Genomic DNA, 24843 nt, shown 5'->3' with positions numbered 1-24843 from the left:
GGATAAGCAAATGAAGAAAACGGTTATCGCAACGTTGATTGCCTCTAGTGCAGTCAATAGTTTTGCTAACAATGAAACAGCATTAGATGAAATTACTGTAACCGCTATTCGCGCAGAAATGACCCCTTTTAGTACTCCTGCTTCCGTTGATGTTATTGAAGGAGAGGATGTGCGCCAAAAAAGCGGAATGAATATCAGCTTAAGCGAAGCCTTGCAAGGCATTGCCGGTTTAGTAGCAGTAGATCGGCATAATTATGCACAAGATATTAATCTTTCTACGCGCGGTTCTCGTATGGGGGTGCGCGGCATACGGTTATATGTGGACGGCATTCCAGCCACAATGCCGGACGGTCAAGGGGTAACGTCCCACATCGATCTTAATTCACTCAGTCGCATTGAAATGCTCAAAGGGCCGTTTTCCTCCCTTTATGGTAATTCATCAGCCGGCACAATTTTAGTGCATAGCCAAAAAGGACAAAACCCACCGAGTATTGAAACCAGCGTGGACGGTGGTAGCAATAGTACATGGCATTACGGCTTAAAAGCGCAAGGTGGAGGCGACAATAAATATATGCCTGCGTATGTATTGAGCGTTAATCGCTTCACTATCCAAGGCGAACGAGATCACAGTGCCGCACGCAAAAATCAAGTCAATTTTAAAGCGGATTGGACAACAGAAAATCAAGCGGAAGTAGGCATTACTTTCAACCATAGCGATATTAAAGCGCAAGATCCGGGAGCATTAAGCTATGAACAATGGAAAGAAAACCGTAATCAAGTTGCGATGAATCTTGAAATGTTTAATGCACGCAAAAATGTACGTCAAACTCAACTTGGCTTGAGTTATCGCCAAAAATTGGATGAAAAAAACCGCTTGAATTTGACTGCTTACCTTGGCGAACGCCGTCTTGAACAGTATTTGTCCATTCCTCGCATTACCCAAATCCGTAACGCCGGGCACGCTGGCGGCGTGATTGACTTCACTCGCTATTATGCAGGTACAGATGTGCATTTACAGCACGATTTTACCAACAACTTTAATGTGATCACCGGTGTGGCATTCGACTATATGCAAGACAAACGTAAAGGCTATGAAAATTTTAACGGCACGATCAATGGGATAAAAGGCGCTTTACGCCGTGATGAGACCAATAAAATTTACAACCTCGATCCGTATATGCAAGCACAATGGGCATTCTTGCCGAATTGGTCCTTTCACAGTGGCTTGCGACACAGCACAACCACGTTTAAATCAAAGGATCACTATCTTCGCAACGGCGATGACAGCGGACACAAAAAAGATGAAAAATGGCTTCCAAGTATTGGGCTAAGTTGGCAAGGGCTGGCAGATACCAATCTCTACGCCTCTTACAGCCGCGGCTTTGAAACAGGCACATTTTTAGAGTTAAGTTATCGCCCAGACGGGCAATCCGGCTTGAATTTCGATCTCAAACCGCTTACCACGGATAATTATGAAATCGGTCTGAAGCGAGGCTTAGGTGATGGTATGCTAACTATGGCACTTTATCGTACCGACAGCAAAGATGATATTGTTTCAGCAGGCACAATGGACGGTCGGGCAACCTTCCGCAATGCCGGTAAAACCCGCCGACAAGGTGCGGAAATGGCTTGGAACGGTACGCTTTGGCAAGATTTAAAAATGCAATTAAGCTATACCCTTGTGGATGCTCGCTTCCGCCAAACTGTCGGAACAAATATTACCCAAGGCAACCGTATTGCCGGTGTAGCGAAGCATAATGCCTACGCAAGCCTTGGTTGGCACGACCAAAAAGGCTGGCGCATAGGCGCAGATGCCCGTTATCACGGCAAAGTAGCGGTCAATAATGCGAACAGCGAATACGCCCCAAGCTACACCGTAGTGGGAGCTTATGCGGGCTACTTATGGGAAAAAGGTAACTGGCAAATTGATCACCACTTGCATGTCAATAATCTATTCGATAAAGATTATGCCAATGTGGTCATCAACGATGCCAGCGGTCGCTATTACGAACCAGCACTAAAACGTAACTTTAACATTGGAATGAATGTAAAATATGCATTCTAACGACTAAAAGAGCGGTTAATTTTGGAGAAGTTTTGGCACAATATCGGAGATATACAAAATTGGATATCTAGGATATTGTGCTAACACCAAATAATCAAAAAATCTAACCGCTTAATTATTATTAAACCTATCAGGAGAGCATAATGAACATCTTATTATTAGACGGTGGAAAAACCTTTGGTCATTCTAACGGACAATTAAATCATACCCTGCACGCCACAGCACGCGAAGTGTTGGTAAACATGGGGCATCAAGTACAAGAAACTGTTATTGAGCAGGGCTATGATATTACAGCGGAAATCGAAAAATTTTTATGGATGGACGCGGTAATTTGGCAAATGCCCGGCTGGTGGATGGGCGAACCTTGGACGGTAAAAAATACATTGACGAAGTATTTACCGCAGGACACGGCAAATTATATCAAAGCGATGGTCGTCACCGTGTTAATCCGACAGAGGGATATGGCACGGGCGGTTTATTGGATGGTAAAAAACATATGCTTTCGCTTACTTGGAATGCACCGATAGAAGCCTTTACCCGTGAAGGGGATTTCTTTGAAGCACAAGGAGTGGACGGTGTTTATTTACATTTCCATAAAGCCAATGAGTTTATTGGCATTACCGAGCGCTTACCGACATTTATATGTAATGATGTGATTAAATCGCCTGATGTACCAAAATACATCGCCGATTACAAAACACATTTAAACCGCGTGTTTGGTTAATTTAGCAAACATTTTGAATTTAGGCTTAACATCGAAAACAAAAAGGCTCGGGATTTCCCAAGCCTTTTTTACTTGATAAAAATTAGTCACCTAAATACGCTTTGATATGAGCTAATTTATTCGGAGACTAGCGTAAATAATAAAGTTTTGCTTTGTAAACCGTACCGTTACGTTTAACAACAATACTGTCGATTATCGGGCACAGTGTTTGAAATACGTACTCAACGCCTACATTTTGTATAAATTTTTTATTTTGTGTATTGCTACAAAATGCTGGGTAATTTCATAAATTCATATGAAAATTTGACCGCTCTTTTTAACCATCCATAATTTGTTAAAACAATTTGATCTAAATTATAAATTCTGTTAAAAGCTTAGTTGGAAAATATACAATCTAATAACAAAAGGCTTCATTATGGAGGTTCTACAATGCAAAAAAACACAACATATCTTTCCAAATATAAAAGCTTAATTATCCTTGCCTTGGATTTTATTCTCATGCTTGTTTTAATTAAGCATCTCCCTTTCTCCCCACAAGAAAATCGTGGTCTTGCTTTACTGATTTTTGTCGGGATTTTATGGCTGACCGAGGCCTTTAATATTACCGTAACATCACTTATGGTGCCGATAGTTGCTATTGGTTTGGGATTAATTAACACACAAAAAGCACTAGCTCCTTTTTCAACCCCTATCATTTATATGTTTTTTGGAGGATTTGTTGTTGCCGCAGTTTTACAAATCCAGAATCTCGACAAAATTATCGCTAACTACATTATCCGCCTAGCGAAAGGTAATTTAAAATTATCTGTCGCTTATCTGTTTGGCGTGACAATTTTTCTTTCTATGTGGATAAATAATACCGCCGTCGCAGCCATGATGTTACCACTTACCGTGGGTATGCTAAAAGGCATTAATGCCCAAAAAAATTATCGCCTCTATTGTTTTGTATTACTTGGAATGGCATTTAGTGCGAATATTGGCGGTATTGGAACACTTGTCGGCAGTGCCCCTAACGCCATTTTAGCCTCTCAAATTCAGGTGACTTTTACAGAATGGTTAGCTTATGGATTTCCTGTAATGTTGCTCTTGATCCCATCTATGATTTTTGCATTATGGGTTATTTTACGTCCTGACTTTTCTGCCGAATTTTCACCGTCAATCGAAAAAGTAGAACTCAATCAAAAAAATATACTTACCCTCGGTATTTTTATTTTTATGACCCTTTTATTATTGTTTGGCTCTATTATTAATCCATGGATCAGCCAAGTTTTAGAGCTACCGAAAAAAATTGAAAATTTCGATACGGTTATTGCACTTCTCGTTGTTATTTTAATTTGTGTTTCAAAGGTTGCCAGCTGGAAAGAAATCCAAGAACGGGTGGAATGGGGTGTACTTTTACTATTTGGCGGTGGCTTAACACTCAGCATTGTTATGAAAGATTCAGGTGCAAGTAAAATTATGGCGGATACCATCGTACAATTTGTACAAGAAAAACCGCTCTGGGTACTATGCTTCGCGATCGCAAGTTTTATTATTTTCTTAACGGAATTTACCTCTAATACGGCAAGTGCTGCGTTAATTATGCCAATTATTATTTCCGTCGCACAATCTATGGGACTACCACCTATTGCGCTTGCTGCAATTATTGCCTGCGGTGCCAGCTGTGCTTTTATGCTTCCTATCGCTACGCCCCCTAATGCCATTGTTTTCTCAACAGGACATGTTAAACAAGCTGATATGGCAAAAGTCGGTTTTATCCTGAATTTATTCTGTATCGCTGTCATCGGAGGATTTGCCTACTTTATGTGGATCTAAAGATAAAATCACAAAAAAATGACCGCACTTTAATGGCTCAAAGTGCGGTCATTTCTTTTAACATTTTTATTTTTGGATTGATGCTAAAAACTCTTTGCGGGTTTCACGATCTTCCAAAAATACGCCACCGTAAGCGGAAGTCACCGTATAACTGTTGGTATCTTTCACCCCACGGGCTTTGACACAAAAATGGGTCGCTTTCACATAAACGGCAACATCGTCAGTTTCCAAAATGGTTTGAAACGCGGTTAAAAGTTGCTCAGTTAAACGTTCTTGTACTTGCGGACGCTGTGCAAAAAAGGCAACGATTCGGTTAATTTTAGAGAGTCCGATTACCCAATCTTTTGGATAGTAAGCAACAGCAACGCTACCATCAATGGTCACAAAATGATGTTCGCAAGTGCTGGTAAGCGTAATATCATTAACTTGTACCATTTCACTGACTTTCATTTGATTTTTAATTTTTGTCATTTTAGGGAAATTGGCGTAGTCCATTCCACTAAAAATTTCGTCAATGAACATTTTTGCCAAACGATTCGGCGTTTCTTCTAAACTATCGTCTCCCAAATCCAGCCCGATCAGTTTCATCACCTCTCGCATATGCTTGGAAATACCGGAACGGCGTTCGTCTTTATTTTGGCAGGGGGTAATCATTGGGGTTTCAATACCCTTAGCAATCAGGGCATCACGCACATTTAGTGCATCTTGAGAAATATCGCTCATTTACTTTCCGTTCCTAAAAAATGATGCGGCATTCTAGCAAAATATAAGTACATCGTAAAATGAGAAAAATCACCAATATTGATTGATATTATTCATCATTTCAGAATTTACCCCTTAAATTAGAGATCATTTCGCGATAGAATGCCCGACAAATTTTCTCAACCGTTTACACAGGATTCTTATGCTTCAGTTAGATCAAGCGTTGAACAAAATGCTCAGCCAACTCCCCTTTCCAACACAAAGTGAATCCCTTTCTTTAACCGATGCAACAAATCGTGTATGCGCTGAAGATGTGGTATCACCAATAAATGTTCCTTCCTTTGATAATTCCGCTATGGACGGCTACGCCGTGCGTTTAGCCGATTTAGCACAATCATTAACGCTCTCCGTTGCGGGAAAATCTTTTGCCGGAAATCCTTTCAAAGGCGAATGGATTCCGCAAAGTGCAGTGCGTATTATGACCGGCGCGATGATCCCACAAGGTGCAGATGCAGTGGTCATGCAGGAACAGGCCATCATCAATGAAGATGGTACGATCACATTAAGCGAATTCCCTAAACCCAACCAAAATATTCGCCGCATTGGTGAGGATGTAAAAAAAGGTGATATAGTCTTGCAACAAGGTGAAGTACTGAATACGGTGTCCTTGCCGTTACTTGCATCACTCGGCATTGCCGAAGTGAAAGTTCATCCCCGTTTAAAAGTCGCGATACTTTCTACCGGAGATGAACTGGTACAAGTGGGGCAACCGTTAAAAGAGGGGCAAATTTACGATACCAACCGTTTCACGATCAAACTTATGTTGCAACAATTAAATTGTGAAGTGTTGGATTTTGGTCTATTACCCGATAACGAAGCGGAATTTGAAAAAACTTTTGTTGAAGCCCAACGTCAAGCGGATTTACTTATTACTAGCGGTGGCGTTTCCGTAGGTGAAGCAGATTTTACGAAAACCGTATTAGAAAAAGTCGGCACGGTCAATTTCTGGAAAATTGCCATGAAGCCGGGTAAACCTTTTGCTTTTGGGAAGTTAGAAAACGCTTGGTTCTGCGGATTACCGGGTAATCCTGTCTCCGCTTTAGTCACATTTTATCAGCTCGTACAACCGGCAATTTTACAATTAAGCGGGCAAAAACATCTCAAAAAACAACCGCACTTTACTGCCATTACCACAACCAATTTGAAAAAAACACCGGGCCGTTTAAATTTCCAACGGGGTTATTATCGAATGAATGAAAACGGGCAACTTGAAGTACAACCGGTAGGTTTCCAAGGTTCTCATTTGTTCAGCTCTTTTGTGAAAAGTAATTGCTTTATCGTATTAGAAAAAGATCGCGGTAATGTTACCACCGGAGAAACCGTGACTATTGAACCCTTTAATCATCTATTGGGGCAATAATGTCTGCACTAAGTTATGAAGAAGAGCTGCGTTACAACCGTCAAATTATTATGAAATCTATTGATTTTGATGGTCAAGAAAAGCTAAAAGACAGCAAAATGCTGATTGTAGGCTTAGGCGGTTTAGGCTGTGCAGCTGCACAATATCTTGCGGCTGCCGGTGTGGGACATTTAACGCTTTTGGATTTTGATCAAGTTTCGCTTTCCAACCTTCAACGTCAAATACTACATTGTGATGCAAGACTGAATATGCCGAAGGTAGATTCTGCAAAAATTGCGTTGCAGCAAATCAATCCGCATATTGAAATTGAGACAATCAACGATAAATTGGATGAAGAAAAACTTGGCGAAATTATACCGCACTTTCAAGTCATTCTTGACTGTACCGATAATGTCGAGATCCGTAACCAGCTCGATCGTCAATGTAAGAAAAACCAAATTCCGCTCATTTCCGGTGCGGCAATTCGTATGGAAGGGCAAGTTTCTGTCTTTACTTACGAACCGAATACGCCTACGTATTATGATCTCAGCCAACTTTTTGGACAAAATGTACTGAGCTGTGTAGAAGCCGGTGTGATCGCACCGATTGTTGGAATTGTGGGTTCTATTCAAGCGTTAGAGGCGATTAAAGTTCGGCTAAACATTGGTGAGAATTTATCCGGTCGTTTACTAATGATCGATGGGATGACAATGAAAATCAGGGAAATCAAATTACCGATAAAAACGGTTTAAATATTTTTTATTTCAACGAAAACACTCAAAATCATAGGTTATACTGTTAATCTTTATCATATCAAATAAACAATGGGGCATTTATATACTGCCCCATCACCAAATTACCTAACCTAGAATAACTGAACTTTTTTAAGTGAAAATTCGCCATAATTTGATATTATTCGCCAGTTAGTTTCGGAAAGTATCTTAAAATGAATATTCAAAATGTAATTTTATGGCGACGTTTTTTCTCCGGTGTCGCTTACACTGCCATGCAAAGTGTTTTTTTCATCTACCTGCAAGGCAACAAAGGCTTTGATACCGTTCAAATTGCCAGCGCATTTTCCTTATTGGTATTTGCCAGTCAAGCTTTCTCTTTATTTGCCGGATATTGGGGCGATCGTTTCGGTCGCTCAAAAATGATGTTACTCGGCTGCTTAATGGATGCGATTGCCTATATTTTACTTATCACAACGGATTACTACCCACTTTTGCTCTTAACAACCTTCTTTTTTGGTTTTGGTAGCACGCTGTTTGGTACAAACGCTCGTGCCCTATTACTTTCTACCGCAGCAAATAATTACCATGATAAAGCGAAGGCTCAGGGTAAATTTTTACGTATCCAAAGCCTAGCCTCAATGTTTGCACCGTTACTTGCTTTACCCTTTTTACAGTTTCAACTGCCTGAAATGCTAATTTGGGTCAGTTGTGGTATTGAAGTAACAATGCTTATTTTTATGCTGCTAACGGTAAAAGAAACACCATGCACCGTACGGGCAACCCGGTTTCAGCTGAGTCATATCCGACAAGTATTAAGCAAACGCTTTGTTTTTACTCATTTACTATTGTTTATTCCATTGGCAATGGGGACTTCGTTTTATATCATCTTCCCCTATATTTTCAGTAACTTATTAGATAATCCTGAATCCATCCCTATTGCCTTTTTTGTCAACAATCTGATTGCTGTACTATTTCAAGCTCATTTTTCTCGAAAATTAAATTTTGGCGTTGTAAAACTGACTTATATTGCACCGCTCTTAGTAATAACACTCATTGTGCCATGGTTCTATGTTATTGATTTTCTTTCATTTATGACAGCATATATTTATTTGATTATCTTCGCTTTTGTAGGATTATTCGCCAATACTGCCATGGCAAATATGTTAGTGAAATTGGATAAAGGCACTAATCAAGGATTGATGTTTGGCACATCAAAGCTCCTCTTGGCCGGTACAACAGCCCTTGTGATGAATATTATTCCTGTCGTTTTTTTAATTTGGTAGGCAAAATGAAGTTACGTCATATTTTCTTTTCACTATTGCTATCACTTACTGTCAGTATAATAGCAATTGCCCCCGCTCTTTATGATCTGCAAAATCGGGAGACCGAGCAGGCTGAATTGGCTGATTTATATTCACAGCTTGTTACTGCTCTTGAAAACGCAAATTACATTGAACTGGATAAATTACTCTCTGATGATTTTCTATTAACTGTTATTCGTGATTCAAAACGGAAACGTTTTACTAAAACTGACTGGATAAACAATTTAAAAGACGGCACGCTATATTATGATATGCTAAAGGCAATTAAAGTGTTACCGATTGGTAAAAACCGATTAACTGCTACCTATGATTTAAAGGCATCTTTTTTGGGTGAAAAGATTGAGGTGATGAAAATAAAAATGTACTTTCGTACAAAAATGCAAGACGGGGAACATAAAATCCAGAGAATGTGGATTAATTGGGATAAAAATGCTGAAAAGTCACTCAGCCATTAAAAATGGTGTGCGGTCAAAAACAATGTACCATAAACTTCATTAAAATTGACCGCACTTTTATGCTGAAAATTTATTCTTCCAATACAACCTTACCGATATAGCCTAAGTTGCGATACTGTTGAGCATAATCAATACCGAAACCAACAACAAACTCATCCGGAATTTCAAAACCAACCCATTCAACAGGAACACTGACCTCTCTTCGCGAAGGTTTATCTAACAACGTACAAATTGTCAAACTTGCCGGGTTACGTAAATTCAAAATTTCACGCACTTTCTCAAGTGTATAACCGGTATCAATAATATCTTCGACAATAAGTACATTCTCGCCTTGAATATCACCCTCTAAATCTTTGCTGATTTTCACATCATGGTTGGTTGTCATTCCACTGACGTAACTTGAGGTTGTCATAAATTCAATTTCTATCGGCAACCTTAATTCACGCACTAAGTCAGCCATAAACATAAATGAACCGCGTAATAACCCAACAACAATAAGTTTATTGACCTGTTTTTGCTGATAAAAAGATGTAATTTCCTCTCCAAGTGATGTAATTCGCGCTTTCACATCAGCTTCAGAAATTAATACATCAACATGATGTTTTTTCATTTTTTTCCTTAAATTAAGTAATGAGATCAATTAGTTTGGCTCATTATACAAAAAAAAGCTGAAGTTTAAACCTTCAGCTTTTTTAATTCTAACGAATTTACTTTCTACTCTACCTGTTGGAGCAATCTGCAATCGCATCTGAACAGACAAGCACATAGTAACAGAATCAGGAAATCTGTCAATAAGAATTATTCTCAAATAATTAATTGCCTGAGATTTTCATTTTATCTAACAAAATTGAGCCGGTTTGAATATTAGAACGATGCTCCACATCATCGCTCACCGCCACGATATTTTTCAGCATGTCCGGTAATTGCCCCGCAATCGTAATTTCTGATACAGGATATTGAATTTCGCCGTTTTCAACCCAGAAACCAGAAGCCCCACGAGAATAATCACCAGTGACAATATTCACACCTTGTCCCATCACCTCTGTGACCAATAATCCCGTTCCCATTTCACGCAAAAGTGCGGTCAATCCGCCGGTTAAATTGGATTGAACCAGCCAGTTATGAATACCACCGGCATGACCGGTACTCTGCATCCCCATTTTCTTACCACTATAATGAGTCAATAAATAAGTCTGCAAAATGCCATTTTGTACGATTTCTAAGTCTTGTGTGCGTACACCCTCACTATCAAAAGGGGTTGAGGCTAGACGACGTAATAAATGCGGGCGTTCACTGATATTAAACCATTCCGGCAACACTGGTTTGCCTAAATGATCTAACAAGAAACTTGATTGACGATATAAACTCCCGCCGCTAATCGCTGCGGCAAAATGTGAAATAATACCTGTCGCTACATCATTCAAGAAAATCACCGGTACTTCACGGGTAGTGAGTTTTTGCGGATTCAAACGGGCAACCACTTTTTTGGCACAATTTTCCCCCACCCATTGAGCTGGCTCCAATTGGTTAAAATCACGTGAAATCGTATATTCATAATCATTTTCCAGTGCATCTTCTTCGCCGCCAATGACCGAGCAAGACAAAGAATAACGACTTGATAAATAACTTTGCAGCATACCGTGCGTATTTCCATACACACGCACACCCGTATGAGAATTAAAACTTGCGCCATTGCTATTAATAATTCGATTATCAGCTCCTAATGCAGCTTTTTCTGTTTGTAGCGCAAGTGCTGTTGCTTTTTCAACATCCACATCAGCAACATGATAAAGTTCTAAATCTATTGCCTCAAATGCCATTAATTCTTTTTCGGCTAAACCGGTACAATCATCCGGCGAGGTATATTTCGCAATAGCCAAAGCAGCTTCGACAGTGCTTTTAATCGCCTGATCGCTTAAATCTGAAGTCGAGGCGTTTCCCTTTTGTTGTCCTAAATAAACCGAAATCCCAAGTGCGCCGTCATTGGTAAATTCCACGTTTTCAATTTCCTGTAAACGGGTGGAAACGGATAAACCGCTCACTTTTGTTACACCAACCTCTGCGGTAGCACCTGCTTTTTGGGCAACCTCAAGAGCGAAACTCACCGCCTGACGTAATTCTTGCTCTTGTGCTTTTAAAAGTGCGGTCTGATTTTCTGCTGTTTTCATTCTCTTTTTCCGTTAAAAATTTTTCGCATTTTATCTTATTTTCAAAGTTTATGCTAAAATGCGCCTTAAATTTCTAAGAAGGAATAACATGGCAAAACGTAAGAAAAAAGAAGTCTTTGATTGGGAAGATGAAGAACAGGAAGAAATCATTTGGGTTAGTAAAAGTGAAATCAAACGTGATGCTGAGGAATTAAAACAACTCGGTGAAAAGTTGGTGAACTTAACCAAAACCAATCTGACTAAAGTGCCACTAGACGATTCTTTATTAGAAGCCGTTGAACTGGCACAACGTTTGCAGAAGGAAGCACGCCGTCGCCAATTACAATATATTGGCAAATTATTGCGTGGGATTGATGTCGAACCGATTCGCGAAGCTCTAGATAAAATTGAAAATAAGCATAATCAACAACAAGCGATACTGCAAAAATTAGAAATATTACGTGATGAGTTGATCGAACAAGGAGATACGGCGCTTACCGATTTGTTAAATGACTATCCGGCGGCTGACCGCCAGCAATTACGCAATTTAATTCGAATGGCACAAAAAGAAAAAGCACAAAATAAACCCTTGAAAGCTTATCGTGAAATTTACCAAGTGTTAAAAGATCTTATTTTATCGGATTAAAACAACTTATTTTTTGACCGCACTTGGCTTTAGTGCCCCTTTAAATTTGTGGTATGATTCGCCCTTACTTTAAACAGGATAAAACATTTTTATGAATATTCGTTGGAATATTATTCTCGGTGTTGCGGCACTTTGCTTGCTTGGCTGGTATTATTCACTGAACCAAGATAACAATGATTTACAAAGTTTAGTAAAAGCACCGGATAGCCCTGATTATATCGGACAAAAAATGGAAACCACCGTATTTTCACCGGATGGTAAAAAACAATATTTGGCGATTTCAGACAAAGTCGAACATTTTAGTCAAGACGGCAAAACAAATTTTACTACACCGCTCGTTTATCTTTTTAATACAGCTGGCGACAATCAAAAACAGAAAAACGAAACGGCAAAATTACTTGAATCACAAAGTTGGAAATTAAGTGCGCAAAAGGCTGTTTTAACAAAAGATGAAATGCTGTATTTAGAAGGAAATGTCGTAGCGGAAAGCCTAGAACCGACCTCTAGACTCCAGCGTGTAGAAACACAATCAGCTGTCGTTAATTTAAAAACCCAAGATATTACGTCCGACACAACGGTAAAAATTAACGGACAAAATTTTAACTCCACCGGCCTAAAAATGGTGGGTAATTTGCGCCAACAAGTGGCCACTCTAAAGGAACAGGTAAAAACCTATTATGAAATTAGTAACCCGTAAATTTCTTCTCGCTACAACATTGGCGATGGTCTCACTTTCAGCTTTTGCCTTAAAAGATGATACAAATCAACCGATTAATATCGTCTCTGATAACCAGTCTTTGGATATGGAAAACAGCGTGGTCACTTTCACCGATAATGTGGTGATTACACAAGGTTCAATTCTGATTAAAGCGAATAAAGTCGTCATCACCCGCCCGCCTGAAAATTCCGGTAAAAAAGAAACCGTGGAAGCTTTTGGTACACCTGTAACGTTCCACCAATTATTAGACGATGGTAAACCTGTGGATGGCAAGGCAAATAAAGTCCATTATGATCTCGGTGCGGAATTTTTAACACTTACAGGTAATGCGGAACTAAGACAGCTTGACAGCAAAATCAATGGTGAACGCATTACTTACGATGTGAAAAAACAGCAATTAAAAGCAAATGGTGGTAAGTCACGCGTCACTACTGTGTTAATTCCGACCCAATTACAACAAAAAGGTAAAAAATAACCGATGTCCGTATTACATGCCGAATTTTTAGCTAAAAGTTATAGAAACCGTAAAGTTGTTTCCGATGTCAGTCTTACGGTTAATTCTAACGAAATCGTCGGGTTGTTAGGTCCGAACGGTGCAGGTAAAACGACTACATTCTATATGGTTGTAGGGCTTGTGCGTCAAGATCAAGGCAAAATCACTATTGATGGTGAAGATATTAGTTTATTACCGATGCATAATCGTGCGCAACGCGGTATCGGCTATCTTCCACAAGAGGCCTCGATTTTTCGCCGTTTAAGCGTTTATGATAACTTGATGGCTGTATTGGAAATTCGTAAGGATCTCACACCGGAGCAACGCCGACAAAGAGCGGATGAATTGATTGAAGAATTTAATATCGGACATATTCGCGATAGCCTTGGGCAATCCCTTTCCGGTGGTGAACGCCGTCGTGTAGAAATTGCTCGAGCACTTGCCGCCAATCCAAAATTTATTTTATTAGATGAACCTTTTGCAGGGGTTGATCCTATTTCTGTCACAGATATTAAAAAGATCATTACCGATTTACGCAACCGTGGTTTAGGCGTATTAATTACTGATCATAATGTGCGTGAAACCCTAGACGTCTGTGAACGGGCTTATATTGTAGGAAAAGGTCAAATTATCGCCACAGGTACGCCGGAAGAAGTCATGAACGATGAACATGTCAAACGCGTGTACCTGGGCGAAGAATTTAAATTATAAAGATGAAATTAACAGAACTCTTTCGCCCTGAAAATATTCGTCAGGGTGTCAGCTTTTCAAGTAAAAAGCGATTATTTGAATCCATCGCTCATTTTATCGTTGAACAATTAAATTGCGAGAAAGGTGAGCAAGCCTGTTTTGAGTGCTTGTTTGAACGTGAAAAACTGGGTAACTCAGGGCTAGGCAATGGTGTGGCAATGCCAAAAGCAAAATTGCCCGCAGAAGCAAGCGATAAAGCCCTTGCTGTATTTCTTCAGTTAGAAACACCTATTGATTATGACGCACAAGATGGAAAACCGGTCGATTTGGTTTTTGCCGTCCTTGTACCTGAAAATCAGTGCCAAACTTATATTCCCGTGCTTTCTGACTTAACGGAAAAGCTCATAGATAAAAATTTTCTTAAACAATTACGTTCTGCGAAAAGTGCGGACGAAATTTGGCAGGTTTTTGAGATTTCGGATCAAACTGCAGAAGAAGCCCATTCTTTGGCTGGGACTGAAACATAATATTACTAGGGATCTTTATGGAAATTATCATTATCAGCGGTCGTTCCGGAGCGGGAAAATCAGTGGCACTGCGCGCACTGGAAGATATGGGCTACTATTGTGTTGATAATCTTCCTCTGGATCTGTTACCCCAACTCACGGAAATTCTAGCCAAAAATCAAACTGCTGTCGCAATCAGCCTTGATATCCGTAATTTACCCGAATCGGCACAATCCCTTGAGCAAATTCTAACGGATATTCAATATCACTATGCCACCAAAATTATTTTTTTAGACTCCGATCGTAGCACACTCATTCGTCGATATAGTGATTCTCGTAGGCTTCACCCTCTTTCAGCCGATGACCTCTCCCTTGAAGCGGCCATTGATGCCGAACATCAACAATTAGAGCCCTTACTACAACACGCAAATTTCGTAATTGATACGACACATATTTCTACCCACACTTTGGCAGAAAAATTACGTGAATTTTTACGGGGTAATACGGAAAAAGAACTCAAAATTATTGTCGAATCATTCGGTTTTAAATACGGTATTCCTCTTGATGCGGACTACGTATTTGATGTTCGTTTTTTACCTAACCCGCACTGGGATCCTGAGCTTCGTCCAATGACAGGTTTAGATGAGCCTGTCGCCCGTTTTTTAAGTCGTCATGATGATGTCAATAATTTTATCTACCTCACGCGTAATTACATTGAAACATGGCTACCAATGTTAGAACAAAACAACCGTAGCTATTTGACAATTGCCATAGGCTGTACCGGAGGAAAACATCGCTCGGTTTACATTGCCCAACAACTTGGCGAATATTTCCAAGCGAAAGGGAAAAATGTAAAAATTCAGCATAAATCCTTAGAAAAAAATAAAAATAAATAGACAAAAAGTGCGGTAAATTTTTACCGCACTTTTGCTATATCACAAATTGTTCAAAAATTTGATCTATATGTTTCCGCAAAATATCTTTCCCGCCAATTTCCTCATTTTGCCAAGAATGCAATAAAATCTCAGGTGAAAATTGCATCCTCGCCAGCTCCGCTAAAGGTAAATAGCTGATATGCCAAGGCTCACGTCCAATTTTTTTACCTATTGGTTGCTGCATAAAAGGAAGAGTAAAATCAAAGTGCGGTAGATTTTCAATAAGAAATTCACTTAACTCAAAAAAATAGCCACCTTTTTCATACTCCCAAGGTTCAAGCTGTAACGATTGTCCTTGAGGTAAAAGATCAGGATCGAAAATATCAATTTCCGTTCCCCAATGATGACGGCTTCCACCCGGTAACGCCGACCAACGTAAAATAGCTTGGCATTTTTGCCAATCGTCCAATAAAGTCAAATCCAAACCATGACCTTCATCATCATGTACTTTTCGTTCACCGCTAAATTTACCATTCCAAATTAACTGTTGCCGTTGAAAATCTCGAAAGCTGCTTGCCGGTTGTAAATTAAAGCCATTTTTAACGGCACATTGCTGCAAACTTTGAAATGCCAGTAGAGCCTCTTTCTGCAAAAAATGGTTTGTCGAAAAGGGACAAGGCAAATTAACCAAATGTTCCCGTGACTTGCCTGTGAGCATTGCCGTAGTTAGTTTCATTTATTTATCCTTATCCAAAAGATTTACAATCATTTGATAATAAACTTCCCCACACTTAGCCAAATCATCACAACTGACAGATTCATTCACTTTATGAATAGTGGCATTAAGCGGCCCAAATTCCACCACTTCAGCCCCCATTAAAGCAACAAAACGTCCATCAGACGTTCCCCCACCGGTTTCAAGTTTCGGTGTAATACCTGTTATTCCTTGAATGCTGTCCAGCACGGCATTTACCAATTTCCCCGGTTTGGTTAAAAACGGTTTACCGGAAAGATTCCACTCAATACGATAGGTCAAACTATGTTTTTCCAACATTTTTGCAACTTTTTGTTTAATCAGATCATCAGTAATTTCCGTGCAGTAACGTAAATTAAATTGTACGTAAAGTTCCCCCGGAATCACATTATTACTGCCGGTGCCTGCCTGAATATTGGCGATTTGTAAACCAGTAGGCGGAAAAAACTCATTTCCGTTATCCCATTGATAGCTCGTCAATTCTTGCAAAAATGGCAACGCTTTATGAATTGGGTTATCCGCTAAATAGGGGTAAGCAACATGTCCTTGGACTCCTTGAATATACAAATTGCCGGTGATAGAACCTCGTCGTCCGTTTTTTACCACATCGCCCAAGGTGTTGGAACAGGAAGGTTCACCCACCATACAGTAGGTAATTTTTTCTTCCCGTTTCATCAACGTATCCACCACACGGACTGTGCCGTCTTTCGCTGCCGCTTCTTCATCGGAAGTAATGAGCAAGGCGATAGTGCCTTGATGATGCGGATTAGTTTTTACATACTCTTCCACAGCAATCACCATTGCCGCTAAAGATCCTTTCATATCCGCAGCGCCCCGCCCATAAAGCATATCATCGACAATTTCTGCAGAAAAAGGAGGATAAGCCCATTGAGTTTCATCACCAACCGGCACCACATCTGTATGGCCTGCAAAGGCAATGACAGGTTCACTCACACCGTGTTTTGCCCAAAGATTCAAGGTGTCATTAAAAGGAAGCCATTCAATCTCAAACCCGAGTTTTTCCAAACGTTCTGCAATTATTTGCTGACACCCTTCATCATTCGGGCTGATAGAAGGACGACGGATTAATTCTTGCGCTAATTGAACAATCTTTTCTTTCATAATAAAAACACCCCAAATTTTAACCGCACTTTAGGCGAACACTTTCTCGTATTCTTTGACATCAAACCCAATCAATGCCTTCTCATCCTGCATAATAATCGGGCGTTTGATTAAAGTGGGATTTTCCGCTAATACGCTAAGTGCGGTTGTTTTTGACAATGTTTTTTTCACCTCATTATCTAAATTCCGCCAAGTGGTACTGCGTTTGTTCACCAGATTTTCCCAACCGAATTTTGCTTCAGCCTGTTGCAAGAAATCGTTGTTCAAACCATCCACACGATAATCATGCAATTTATGCTCAATATGGTGATCTGCAAGCCATTTCAAGGCTTTCTTCACTGTGTCGCAGTTTTTAATGCCGTAAACGGTAATCATAAAATCTCCTCAAATAAAAAATCCTCAATCTCACTAGACTGAGGATTTTAACCTAAATGAAACCAATTAACCTAACAACTTATTCACCCGTTTAATAAACGCCACCGGATTTTCTAACGAGCCACGTTCGGCAAGCATTGCCTGTTCAAGCAATAATTCAATCCAGTCGGCGAATTGGGCTTCGTCTGCAATATCCGCCACTTTTTTTACTAAATGGTGTTCCGGATTAATCTCAAAAGTGTATTTCACTTCCGGCACAGGCTGACCGGCAGCAGCAAAGAGTTTCGCCATTTGGGTGGTCATTTGATCGTTATCGGTAGAAACCACCGCCGGGGTATCCGTTAATCGATGGGTTAAACGAACCTCTTTGACACGATCTCCTAATAATGTTTTCACACGTTCAACAAAACTTTCAAAGGCTTTATCCTGCTCTTTTTGTTCCGCTTCGTCTTTATCCGCTAAATCGCCTAAATCCAAATCTGCTTTGGTGATGGTTTGTAACGGTTTACCGTCAAACTCCGTTAAGTAGCTCAACATCCATTCGTCAATGCGGTCTGATAGCAGAAAGACTTCAATGCCTTTTTTATTAAATAATTCTAAATGCGGGCTGTTTTTAGCTGCCACGTAGCTATCTGCCGTGATGTAGTAAATAGCTTTTTGCCCTTCTTTCATTCGGGAAATATAGTCTTCTAAAGAAACGGTTTGCTCACTGCTGTCATTATGGGTGGAGGCAAAACGTAATAATTTCGCAATGGTTTCTTTATTGCCGAAATCTTCCGCCGGACCTTCTTTCAAGACTAAACCGAATTCTTTCCAGAATTGTTGGTATTTTTCCCCATCGTCTTTCGCTAATTTTTCCAACATTTGTAGGGAGCGTTTGGTTAAGGCTTTGCGTAATGCTGCCGTGACTTTATTGTCTTGTAAAATTTCACGGGAAACGTTTAACGGTAAATCGTTACTATCAATTAAACCACGCATAAAACGCAGATAATTCGGCATAAATTGTTCCGCATCATCCATAATGAATACACGTTGAACATAGAGTTTCAATCCATGTTTATGCTCACGATTAAATAAATCCCAAGGGGCTTTGGACGGCACATAAAGCAAGCTGGTGTATTCCTGATTACCTTCCACTTTATTATGCGCCCACAAAAGCGGATCGGCAAAATCGTGGCTTAGGTGTTTGTAAAATTCTTTATATTCTTCATCGGAAATGTCATTTTTGCTACGTGTCCAAAGGGCATCTGATTTATTGATTTTTTCCCATTTTTCACCGGTTTCTTTTCCTTCATCATCGTATTCTTTGGTTAGCATTTCCACCGGAAGACCGATATGATCAGAATATTTGCCAATCACATCACGCAAGCGCCATTCATTTAAAAATTCTTTTTCATCCTCACGTAAATGCAAAATCACATCCGTACCACGGGATTTTTTCTCAATATCGGCAACCGAGTATTCCCCTTCTCCGGCAGATTCCCAGAGTACGCCTTTACCTGCTTCCTCGCCCGCTGCACGGGTTTTCACCGTCACTTTATCCGCAACAATAAAGGCAGAATAGAATCCCACACCAAATTGACCGATAAGTTGACTATCTTTAGCTTGATCGCTACCAAGGGCATTTAAAAACTCTTTAGTGCCGGATTTTGCAATCGTACCTAAATGATCGATCACTTGCTCACGGGTCATCCCAATACCGTTATCGCTGATAGTTAATGTACCTTTGTCACTATCAAAGCTAATACGCACACGTAATTCTCCGTCATTTTCATAAAGCGCCGGATTGGAAAGCGCTTTAAAGCGAAGTTTATCCGCCGCATCTGAAGCATTGGAAATAAGTTCGCGTAAGAAAATTTCTTTATTGGAATATAAAGAATGAATCATTAATTGTAATAGTTGTTTGACTTCCGATTGGAAACCACGGGTTTCTTGATTTTGAGACATAGTTTTTCCTTATAAAATGAAATAAGTAAAAATTGAATGTCACAGATATAAGAATGAAAACGGAATTTTCAAGGGGAGAAAAGTAAAAAGAGCGGTTGATTTTACCGCTCTTTTAAGGAAGAAAAATTAGAACTCGTAACCTACGCCTACTTTTGCACCATAGTTATTCACATTGGTATCATCAAAACTACCTAAACGGTTATATTCAACACCGCCATTTGCATACCATTTTTCATCTAATTTATATTTGGCGCCGGCAACAACCCCATAACCTACTTTAGTATCGGAAGAACTTTTATAAGGTTGATCTGCACGGTTATCATATTTAAATTTATTCGCTGCGACACGTGCCCCCACATAAGGCTGTACACTGGAATTAACCTCAAAATCATACAGTACGGAAGCACCGAGACCTTGGATTTTTGCCCCCTCAATTTTGCCATGATGAGTGTAATCCCCTGCAACACGCACATTACCTAATTTATAACCCACTGCTACTCGAGGTTCTACTTTCGTTTTACTGCTACCATTTGCTTTTGTTTTTGATACACCGATATCCCCCTCAGCATATACACCGGCATTTGCCGTTGAAGCAATAGCAAAAGCACCTAAAACTATTAATAATGATTTTTTCATGGAAAGCTCCTTCATTTAATTTGCAAACTAACGCTCAGAATATAGCATAGCTACGCTTTATTTTCACAGACAAAAATCAATTTCCCTTTACATTTCCGACATAAATATTCCACGCCTTCTTTTAAAATTCGGTTATGGCGGCGAATACTCAAGGAATGAGTTTGACAAGTACAACGATATTCAACGGTTTTTCCTTGAACATTTTGCACATCAAATTGATGGCAAGTATCTGCGGGTAAATGAAAAATCTCATTCATCACCCCCTGCCATTCTTTGCCATGGGGCTTCACCCGCCCGAATACCTGATACACAATTAAATGCGCCAATTCATGGGGAACAACTTGATGAATAAATTCCTGTGTATTTTCAAGCAATAAAGTGCGGTTAAATTTGATTTCGTTTTTTTGCAAATACGCCACCCCGGCTTTTACACCCCGCAAATCATAATTTATCGTCGGCATTGAAAATTCACGTTTAAAATAACTTTCTACAAGATGCAAAGATTCGACAAGTTTACGCTGAACCTGCATTTTTAAATGGCGGAATTGAGTTTGTGATGAAAGCATAAAACGGAGAAAAATAAAAACCGCCAAAAATAGCGGTTTTAGTCATTTATATAGGATTATTTCAATCCTGCCGCCGCACGCAATTCTTCCGCACGATCTACTTTTTCCCATGGGAATTGCTCACGACCAAAATGACCATAAGCCGCGGTCTCGCGATAAATCGGTTGAATTAAATCAAGCATTTTGATTAAACCATAAGGGCGTAAATCAAAGAATTCGCGCACTAATGCCACCAATAATTCATTGGCGACTTTACCCGTACCAAAGGTTTCCACCATAATTGAAGTCGGTTCTGCCACGCCAATAGCATAAGAAAGTTGAATCTCACAACGCTCTGCCAATCCGGCTGCCACAATGTTTTTCGCCACATAACGAGCTGCATAAGCCGCCGAACGGTCCACTTTTGACGGATCTTTACCGGAAAATGCGCCGCCACCATGACGTGCAGCACCACCGTAAGTGTCCACAATAATTTTACGCCCGGTTAAACCGCAGTCGCCCATCGGACCGCCAATCACAAAACGCCCCGTTGGATTGATGAAGAATTTAGTTTCTTTTGAAAGCCATTCACTTGGCAATATCGGTTTGATGATTTCTTCCATCACGCCTTCGTGAAGATCTTTCTGATTGATATCTTCTGAATGCTGGGTAGAAAGCACCACTGCATCTACGCCTACAATTTTGTTATCTTCGTATTTTAATGTCACTTGGCTTTTAGCATCAGGGCGTAACCACGCTAATTTACCGCTTTTACGCACTTCCGCTTGCTTTTGCATTAAACGGTGGGCATAAGTAATGGCTGCCGGCATTAATACATCGGTTTCATTGGTGGCATAACCAAACATAATACCTTGGTCGCCCGCCCCTTGATCTAATGGGTTTTCGCGATCTACGCCTTGGTTAATATCCGCAGACTGTTTACCAATCGCATTTAATACGGCACAAGAATGACCGTCAAAACCCATATCGGAATGCTCGTAGCCAATATCACAAATCACTTTTCGGGTGAGGTTTTCGATATCCACCCACGCTGAAGTGGTGATTTCACCGCCCACTAACGCCATTCCGGTTTTCACGTAGGTTTCACACGCCACACGGGCCTTTGGATCTTGTTTTAAAATTTCATCAAGTACCGCATCAGAAATCTGATCGGCAATTTTATCCGGATGTCCTTCAGACACAGATTCCGAAGTAAATAAATAACTAGACATAGTTTCTCTCTTTTAATTTGGATGTATTGACGTATAGACGGCTATAATACGAATTTTAGATGAAGAATCAAGCACTATTATGGATTAATATTTAACCAATTTCGCAAAATTTGCTCACCGTATTCCGACATATAGGATTCCGGATGAAACTGGACACCATAAATCGGTAAAAATTTATGCTGCATCGCCATCACCACATTCTCATCACACATGGCGATAATTTCTAATTCCTCAGGAAAATTTTCATCCTGCACCGCCCAAGAATGGTATAAGCCAATATCAAACTCCACCGGTAAACCTGAAAATAACGGCGAATTTGACCGCACTTTTACCCTCCGTTTTTGCCCGTGGCGAACCTGATCAAGGTTATAAAGCCTTCCACCAAAAAACTCACACAATGTTTGATGCCCCAAACAGACCCCAAGCATTGATTTTTTCTGATGATACCGCTCCAACATCTCAAAAAGCTGCGGATACGCCCGTGGCACGTCAGGCCCCGGCGAAATTAAGAGATGACTATAAAATTCAGGCGTACTTTCCTGCAAATCTTCCACATTTAGCACATCAAAAGTCACACCAAGGCGGCGAACAAGCTCCACTAAATTGAAAGTAAAAGAATCGTGATTATCAATAATGAGTAATTTCATAACTGCTTGGCTTTCGTTATAATCGGGCAATTTTACTCGAAATTAGAAATAGCACAATGCAACATTTTATCCGTCAAGCCAATCGTTATGGGGCACAATCTCTCCCTTTCTTTTTTTTGATTGATTTTGAACAACAAAAACCGTTAATTTTTCCTTTAGAAGAGGCATCAAAACAAGGCATTTATTTTGATATTCAAGGAAAAACCAATTATATTGGTCAGGCTTATCAAGCCATCTCTATTGAAAAATATCCCGTTTCTTTCACCCAATACCGGCAAAGTTTTGAATTGGTGCAACAACAACTACAACAAGGCAATTCTTATTTATTAAACTTAACCTATCCCACTGAAATTACGGGAAATATTGATTTTGAATCCCTTTTTTATCAAGCTGTCGCCCCTTATAAATTATGGTTAAAAAATCAATTTGTTTGCTTCTCACCGGAATGTTTTATCAATATTCAAGATAACAAAATTTTCACTTATCCGATGAAAGGAACAATTAATTCCGCCCTCCCCAATGCAGAACAGCAACTGCTAAATGATGAAAAAGAACTGCGTGAGCATTACACCATTGTAGATTTAATGCGAAACGATTTAGCCATGGTGGCGACCAATATTCAGGTAACAAAATTTCGTTATGTGGATCGCATTGCCACACAAAAAGGCGAGATTTTGCAAACAAGTTCCGAGATTTGTGGTGAACTTGATGAAAAATGGCAAGAAAATATTGGTAATTTGCTTGCCACTTTATTGCCGGCAGGATCGATTAGCGGCGCTCCAAAAGAAAAAACAGTGCAAATTATTCAGCAGGCCGAACACCAACCTCGAGGTTATTACACCGGTATTTTTGGTCTTTTTGATGGTAAAAACTTACAAAGTGCGGTCGCCATTCGCTTTATCTCTCAAGTGGGGGAGAAATATTATTTTCACAGCGGTGGCGGTATTACGATTCAAAGCCGTTTGGAAGATGAATATCAAGAATTACTCGAAAAAGTCTATCTACCGTCTTTTTATCGAACCGAGGAGAAAAACTAATGTTTCCCCTCTTTGAAACCCTTGCCGTTGAAAAGGGCAAAATTCAAAATATTGAATACCATCAAACCCGTTATGAACAGAGCTTACGACAATTTTACGGCAAAAGTGCGGTCAATATTTTTAATCTTTTTGAATTAATCCAAGTGCCGCCCCACTTACAAAATCATCTTGTACGTTGTCGTGTTGATTACAATGCCGAAAGCACCCAAATTCAGTACGTTGAATACACACGGAAAATCTACCGCACTTTTCAACCAATTGTCTGTGACGAAATTGATTACAGTCTGAAATATGCCAATCGGGATTTACTCAATTCCCTTTTAGCTCAGCGGGGAAAGTGCGATGAGATTATAATTATTAAAAACGGAAAAGTGACGGATTGCTCCATCGGTAATCTTATTTTTCGTCAAGGCGATCAATGGCTCACATCGGATACGCCATTATTAGCCGGTACACAACGGGAAAAATTATTGCAGCAAGGCAAAATTAGAGAAACCACAATTTATGCACAAGATATTGAAAAATATGATGAAATTAGGCTGATTAATGCGATGAATGGGTTGTGAGCTATTTTATATCCATAGAGTGTATCATTCACCCATGTAAGAAATATTTTTTATTCATGAAACAATATTTCACAACCCTCGATTGCTATTTTAATTCCCCCAAAGCTTGTAAGATAATCGCTTTAGACGCTTGAATCGCAAGAAATGAGAGGATAAAAGCAACAACTAAATCAGGGTATTTGGATTGTGTAAAATAAACCACTACACCTGCCAAAATAACCACCAGATTCCCCATTGCATCATTTCTTGTACAAAGCCAAACACCACGCATATTACTATCTCCTTCTCGGAAACGGTAGAGAACCCACATCGCAACAAGGTTAGTCAATAATGCAAGGGAGCCAACAATACTCATTTGACTATAGTGAGGAATTTCGCCATAGAACCAACGGTATATAGTAGTAAAAAGAATGAACATACCGAATCCCCCCATTGTTACCCCTTTTACTAGAGAGGCTTTGGCACGATGAACCAACGCCATCGGTAGAACATATAGACTGATTAAATAATTGGCACTATCTCCAAAAAAATCTAAGCTATCAGATAATAATGACGTTGATCTTGATGTTATACCTACGAGAATTTCCACAAAAAACATTGCGAAATTTAGCCCAAAGGCAATCCATAGAGCTTTACGGTATTCTGAAGAGATGTGAACAGGTGTTGAATGACAACAGTTTGAGCATGACAT

The 24843-nt window shown here is 39.8% G+C and carries 26 protein-coding genes and 2 pseudogenes; 15 read left to right on the top strand and 13 right to left on the bottom strand.

What is annotated here, in order from left to right:
- The first annotated feature begins 10 nt into the window (after positions 1-10).
- Both A3GE_RS0107995 and A3GE_RS11485 read left to right on the top strand, forming a co-directional pair.
- A complete protein-coding gene (locus A3GE_RS0107995; RefSeq protein ID WP_018356739.1) occupies positions 11-2065 on the top strand; it encodes a TonB-dependent receptor in 2055 nt (684 codons plus the stop codon).
- Between the two features lie 143 nt (positions 2066-2208).
- A pseudogene (locus tag A3GE_RS11485) lies at positions 2209-2789 on the top strand (NAD(P)H-dependent oxidoreductase).
- A 127-nt stretch (positions 2790-2916) separates the two neighbouring features.
- Here A3GE_RS11485 and A3GE_RS11875 read toward each other — a convergent pair.
- A pseudogene (locus tag A3GE_RS11875) lies at positions 2917-3027 on the bottom strand (50S ribosomal protein L19); the annotation flags it as partial.
- Between the two features lie 191 nt (positions 3028-3218).
- Between A3GE_RS11875 and A3GE_RS0107985 the strand changes: the two are divergent.
- Positions 3219-4604 (top strand): SLC13 family permease, encoded by a 1386-nt coding sequence (locus A3GE_RS0107985; RefSeq protein WP_018356737.1) that lies wholly within the window; start codon positions 3219-3221, stop codon positions 4602-4604.
- Between the two features lie 66 nt (positions 4605-4670).
- Here A3GE_RS0107985 and folE read toward each other — a convergent pair whose 3' ends face one another.
- A complete protein-coding gene (gene folE, locus A3GE_RS0107980; RefSeq protein ID WP_018356736.1) occupies positions 4671-5327 on the bottom strand; it encodes a GTP cyclohydrolase I FolE in 657 nt (218 codons plus the stop codon).
- 181 nt (positions 5328-5508) lie between these two features.
- On the opposite strand from folE, the gene moeA reads away from it, so the two are divergent.
- The 4 genes from moeA to A3GE_RS0107960 all read left to right on the top strand — a co-directional run bounded on the left by moeA (position 5509) and on the right by A3GE_RS0107960 (position 9216).
- The gene (gene moeA / locus A3GE_RS0107975) at positions 5509-6726 is read left to right on the top strand and encodes a molybdopterin molybdotransferase MoeA (protein ID WP_018356735.1); all 1218 of its coding nucleotides are present in this window, start codon (positions 5509-5511) and stop codon (positions 6724-6726) included.
- Positions 6726-7457: a molybdopterin-synthase adenylyltransferase MoeB gene (gene moeB, locus A3GE_RS0107970; RefSeq protein WP_018356734.1), complete on the top strand. Its 732-nt coding sequence runs from the start codon at positions 6726-6728 to the stop codon at positions 7455-7457. Before moeA ends, moeB begins: the two co-directional genes overlap by 1 nt.
- 194 nt (positions 7458-7651) lie before the next feature.
- Positions 7652-8722 (top strand): MFS transporter, encoded by a 1071-nt coding sequence (locus A3GE_RS0107965; protein ID WP_018356733.1) that lies wholly within the window; start codon positions 7652-7654, stop codon positions 8720-8722.
- Positions 8723-8727: 5 nt separating this feature from the next.
- Positions 8728-9216, top strand: coding sequence for a nuclear transport factor 2 family protein (locus A3GE_RS0107960; RefSeq protein WP_018356732.1), 489 nt, complete (start codon positions 8728-8730; stop codon positions 9214-9216).
- Positions 9217-9286: 70 nt separating this feature from the next.
- Here the strand turns inward: A3GE_RS0107960 and hpt are convergent, their stop codons facing one another.
- Together hpt and pmbA are read right to left on the bottom strand one after the other, a co-directional pair.
- Positions 9287-9826, bottom strand: a complete 540-nt coding sequence (gene hpt, locus A3GE_RS0107955; RefSeq protein ID WP_018356731.1) for a hypoxanthine phosphoribosyltransferase — start codon at positions 9824-9826, stop codon at positions 9287-9289.
- Positions 9827-10028: 202 nt separating this feature from the next.
- Positions 10029-11384, bottom strand: a complete 1356-nt coding sequence (gene pmbA / locus A3GE_RS0107950; protein WP_018356730.1) for a metalloprotease PmbA — start codon at positions 11382-11384, stop codon at positions 10029-10031.
- An 88-nt stretch (positions 11385-11472) separates the two neighbouring features.
- Between pmbA and yjgA the strand changes: the two genes are divergently transcribed.
- The 6 genes from yjgA (at position 11473) to rapZ (ending at position 15312) form a co-directional block, all read left to right on the top strand.
- Positions 11473-12009 (top strand): ribosome biogenesis factor YjgA, encoded by a 537-nt coding sequence (yjgA, locus tag A3GE_RS0107945; RefSeq protein ID WP_018356729.1) that lies wholly within the window; start codon positions 11473-11475, stop codon positions 12007-12009.
- Positions 12010-12100: 91 nt separating this feature from the next.
- Positions 12101-12706 carry an LPS export ABC transporter periplasmic protein LptC gene (gene lptC / locus A3GE_RS0107940; protein WP_018356728.1) on the top strand — a complete coding sequence of 202 codons (606 nt, stop codon included), beginning with the start codon at positions 12101-12103 and terminating at the stop codon, positions 12704-12706.
- Positions 12687-13202, top strand: coding sequence for a lipopolysaccharide transport periplasmic protein LptA (lptA, locus tag A3GE_RS0107935; protein WP_018356727.1), 516 nt, complete (start codon positions 12687-12689; stop codon positions 13200-13202). The genes lptC and lptA overlap by 20 nt, the downstream gene beginning before the upstream one ends.
- Positions 13203-13205: 3 nt before the next feature.
- Complete coding sequence (gene lptB, locus A3GE_RS11270; RefSeq protein ID WP_018356726.1) at positions 13206-13931, top strand: LPS export ABC transporter ATP-binding protein; 726 nt, start codon at positions 13206-13208, stop codon at positions 13929-13931.
- Between the two features lie 2 nt (positions 13932-13933).
- On the top strand, positions 13934-14437 hold the full coding sequence (ptsN, locus tag A3GE_RS0107920; RefSeq protein WP_018356725.1) for a PTS IIA-like nitrogen regulatory protein PtsN: 504 nt from the start codon (positions 13934-13936) through the stop codon (positions 14435-14437).
- Between the two features lie 17 nt (positions 14438-14454).
- On the top strand, positions 14455-15312 hold the full coding sequence (rapZ, locus tag A3GE_RS0107915; protein WP_018356724.1) for an RNase adapter RapZ: 858 nt from the start codon (positions 14455-14457) through the stop codon (positions 15310-15312).
- Positions 15313-15346: 34 nt separating this feature from the next.
- On the opposite strand, the gene A3GE_RS0107910 is transcribed toward rapZ, so the two are convergent.
- From A3GE_RS0107910 to A3GE_RS0107875, 8 genes are all read right to left on the bottom strand, one after another.
- Complete coding sequence (locus A3GE_RS0107910; protein ID WP_018356723.1) at positions 15347-16027, bottom strand: M15 family metallopeptidase; 681 nt, start codon at positions 16025-16027, stop codon at positions 15347-15349.
- Positions 16028-17167 (bottom strand): succinyl-diaminopimelate desuccinylase, encoded by a 1140-nt coding sequence (dapE, locus tag A3GE_RS0107905; protein WP_018356722.1) that lies wholly within the window; start codon positions 17165-17167, stop codon positions 16028-16030.
- Positions 17168-17197: 30 nt separating this feature from the next.
- A complete protein-coding gene (locus A3GE_RS0107900) occupies positions 17198-17542 on the bottom strand; it encodes an ArsC family reductase (RefSeq protein WP_018356721.1) in 345 nt (114 codons plus the stop codon).
- 66 nt (positions 17543-17608) lie between these two features.
- Entirely contained in the window at positions 17609-19489 is a 1881-nt protein-coding gene (gene htpG / locus A3GE_RS0107895) for a molecular chaperone HtpG (RefSeq protein WP_018356720.1), read from the bottom strand.
- Positions 19490-19615: 126 nt separating this feature from the next.
- Entirely contained in the window at positions 19616-20125 is a 510-nt protein-coding gene (locus A3GE_RS0107890) for an opacity family porin (protein ID WP_018356719.1), read from the bottom strand.
- Positions 20126-20175: 50 nt separating this feature from the next.
- Complete coding sequence (locus tag A3GE_RS0107885) at positions 20176-20691, bottom strand: SprT family zinc-dependent metalloprotease (RefSeq protein ID WP_018356718.1); 516 nt, start codon at positions 20689-20691, stop codon at positions 20176-20178.
- A gap of 56 nt (positions 20692-20747) precedes the next feature.
- Entirely contained in the window at positions 20748-21902 is a 1155-nt protein-coding gene (metK, locus tag A3GE_RS0107880; RefSeq protein WP_018356717.1) for a methionine adenosyltransferase, read from the bottom strand.
- Positions 21903-21979: 77 nt separating this feature from the next.
- Entirely contained in the window at positions 21980-22549 is a 570-nt protein-coding gene (locus A3GE_RS0107875; protein WP_018356716.1) for an anthranilate synthase component II, read from the bottom strand.
- Between the two features lie 56 nt (positions 22550-22605).
- Here A3GE_RS0107875 and A3GE_RS0107870 point away from each other — a divergent pair, with 56 nt between their 5' ends.
- Positions 22606-23586 (top strand): aminodeoxychorismate synthase component I, encoded by a 981-nt coding sequence (locus tag A3GE_RS0107870; RefSeq protein ID WP_018356715.1) that lies wholly within the window; start codon positions 22606-22608, stop codon positions 23584-23586.
- Positions 23586-24152 (top strand): aminotransferase class IV family protein, encoded by a 567-nt coding sequence (locus A3GE_RS0107865; protein ID WP_018356714.1) that lies wholly within the window; start codon positions 23586-23588, stop codon positions 24150-24152. Before A3GE_RS0107870 ends, A3GE_RS0107865 begins: the two co-directional genes overlap by 1 nt.
- Positions 24153-24237: 85 nt before the next feature.
- Here the strand turns inward: A3GE_RS0107865 and A3GE_RS0107860 are convergent, their stop codons facing one another.
- Positions 24238-24843 (bottom strand): cation diffusion facilitator family transporter, encoded by a 606-nt coding sequence (locus tag A3GE_RS0107860; RefSeq protein WP_026215441.1) that lies wholly within the window; start codon positions 24841-24843, stop codon positions 24238-24240.

This window comes from Rodentibacter pneumotropicus DSM 21403 (assembly GCF_000379905.1).
In the GTDB taxonomy this organism is placed as follows: Bacteria; Pseudomonadota; Gammaproteobacteria; order Enterobacterales; family Pasteurellaceae; genus Rodentibacter; species Rodentibacter pneumotropicus.
This window is presented reverse-complemented; position numbering and strand designations above follow the sequence as displayed.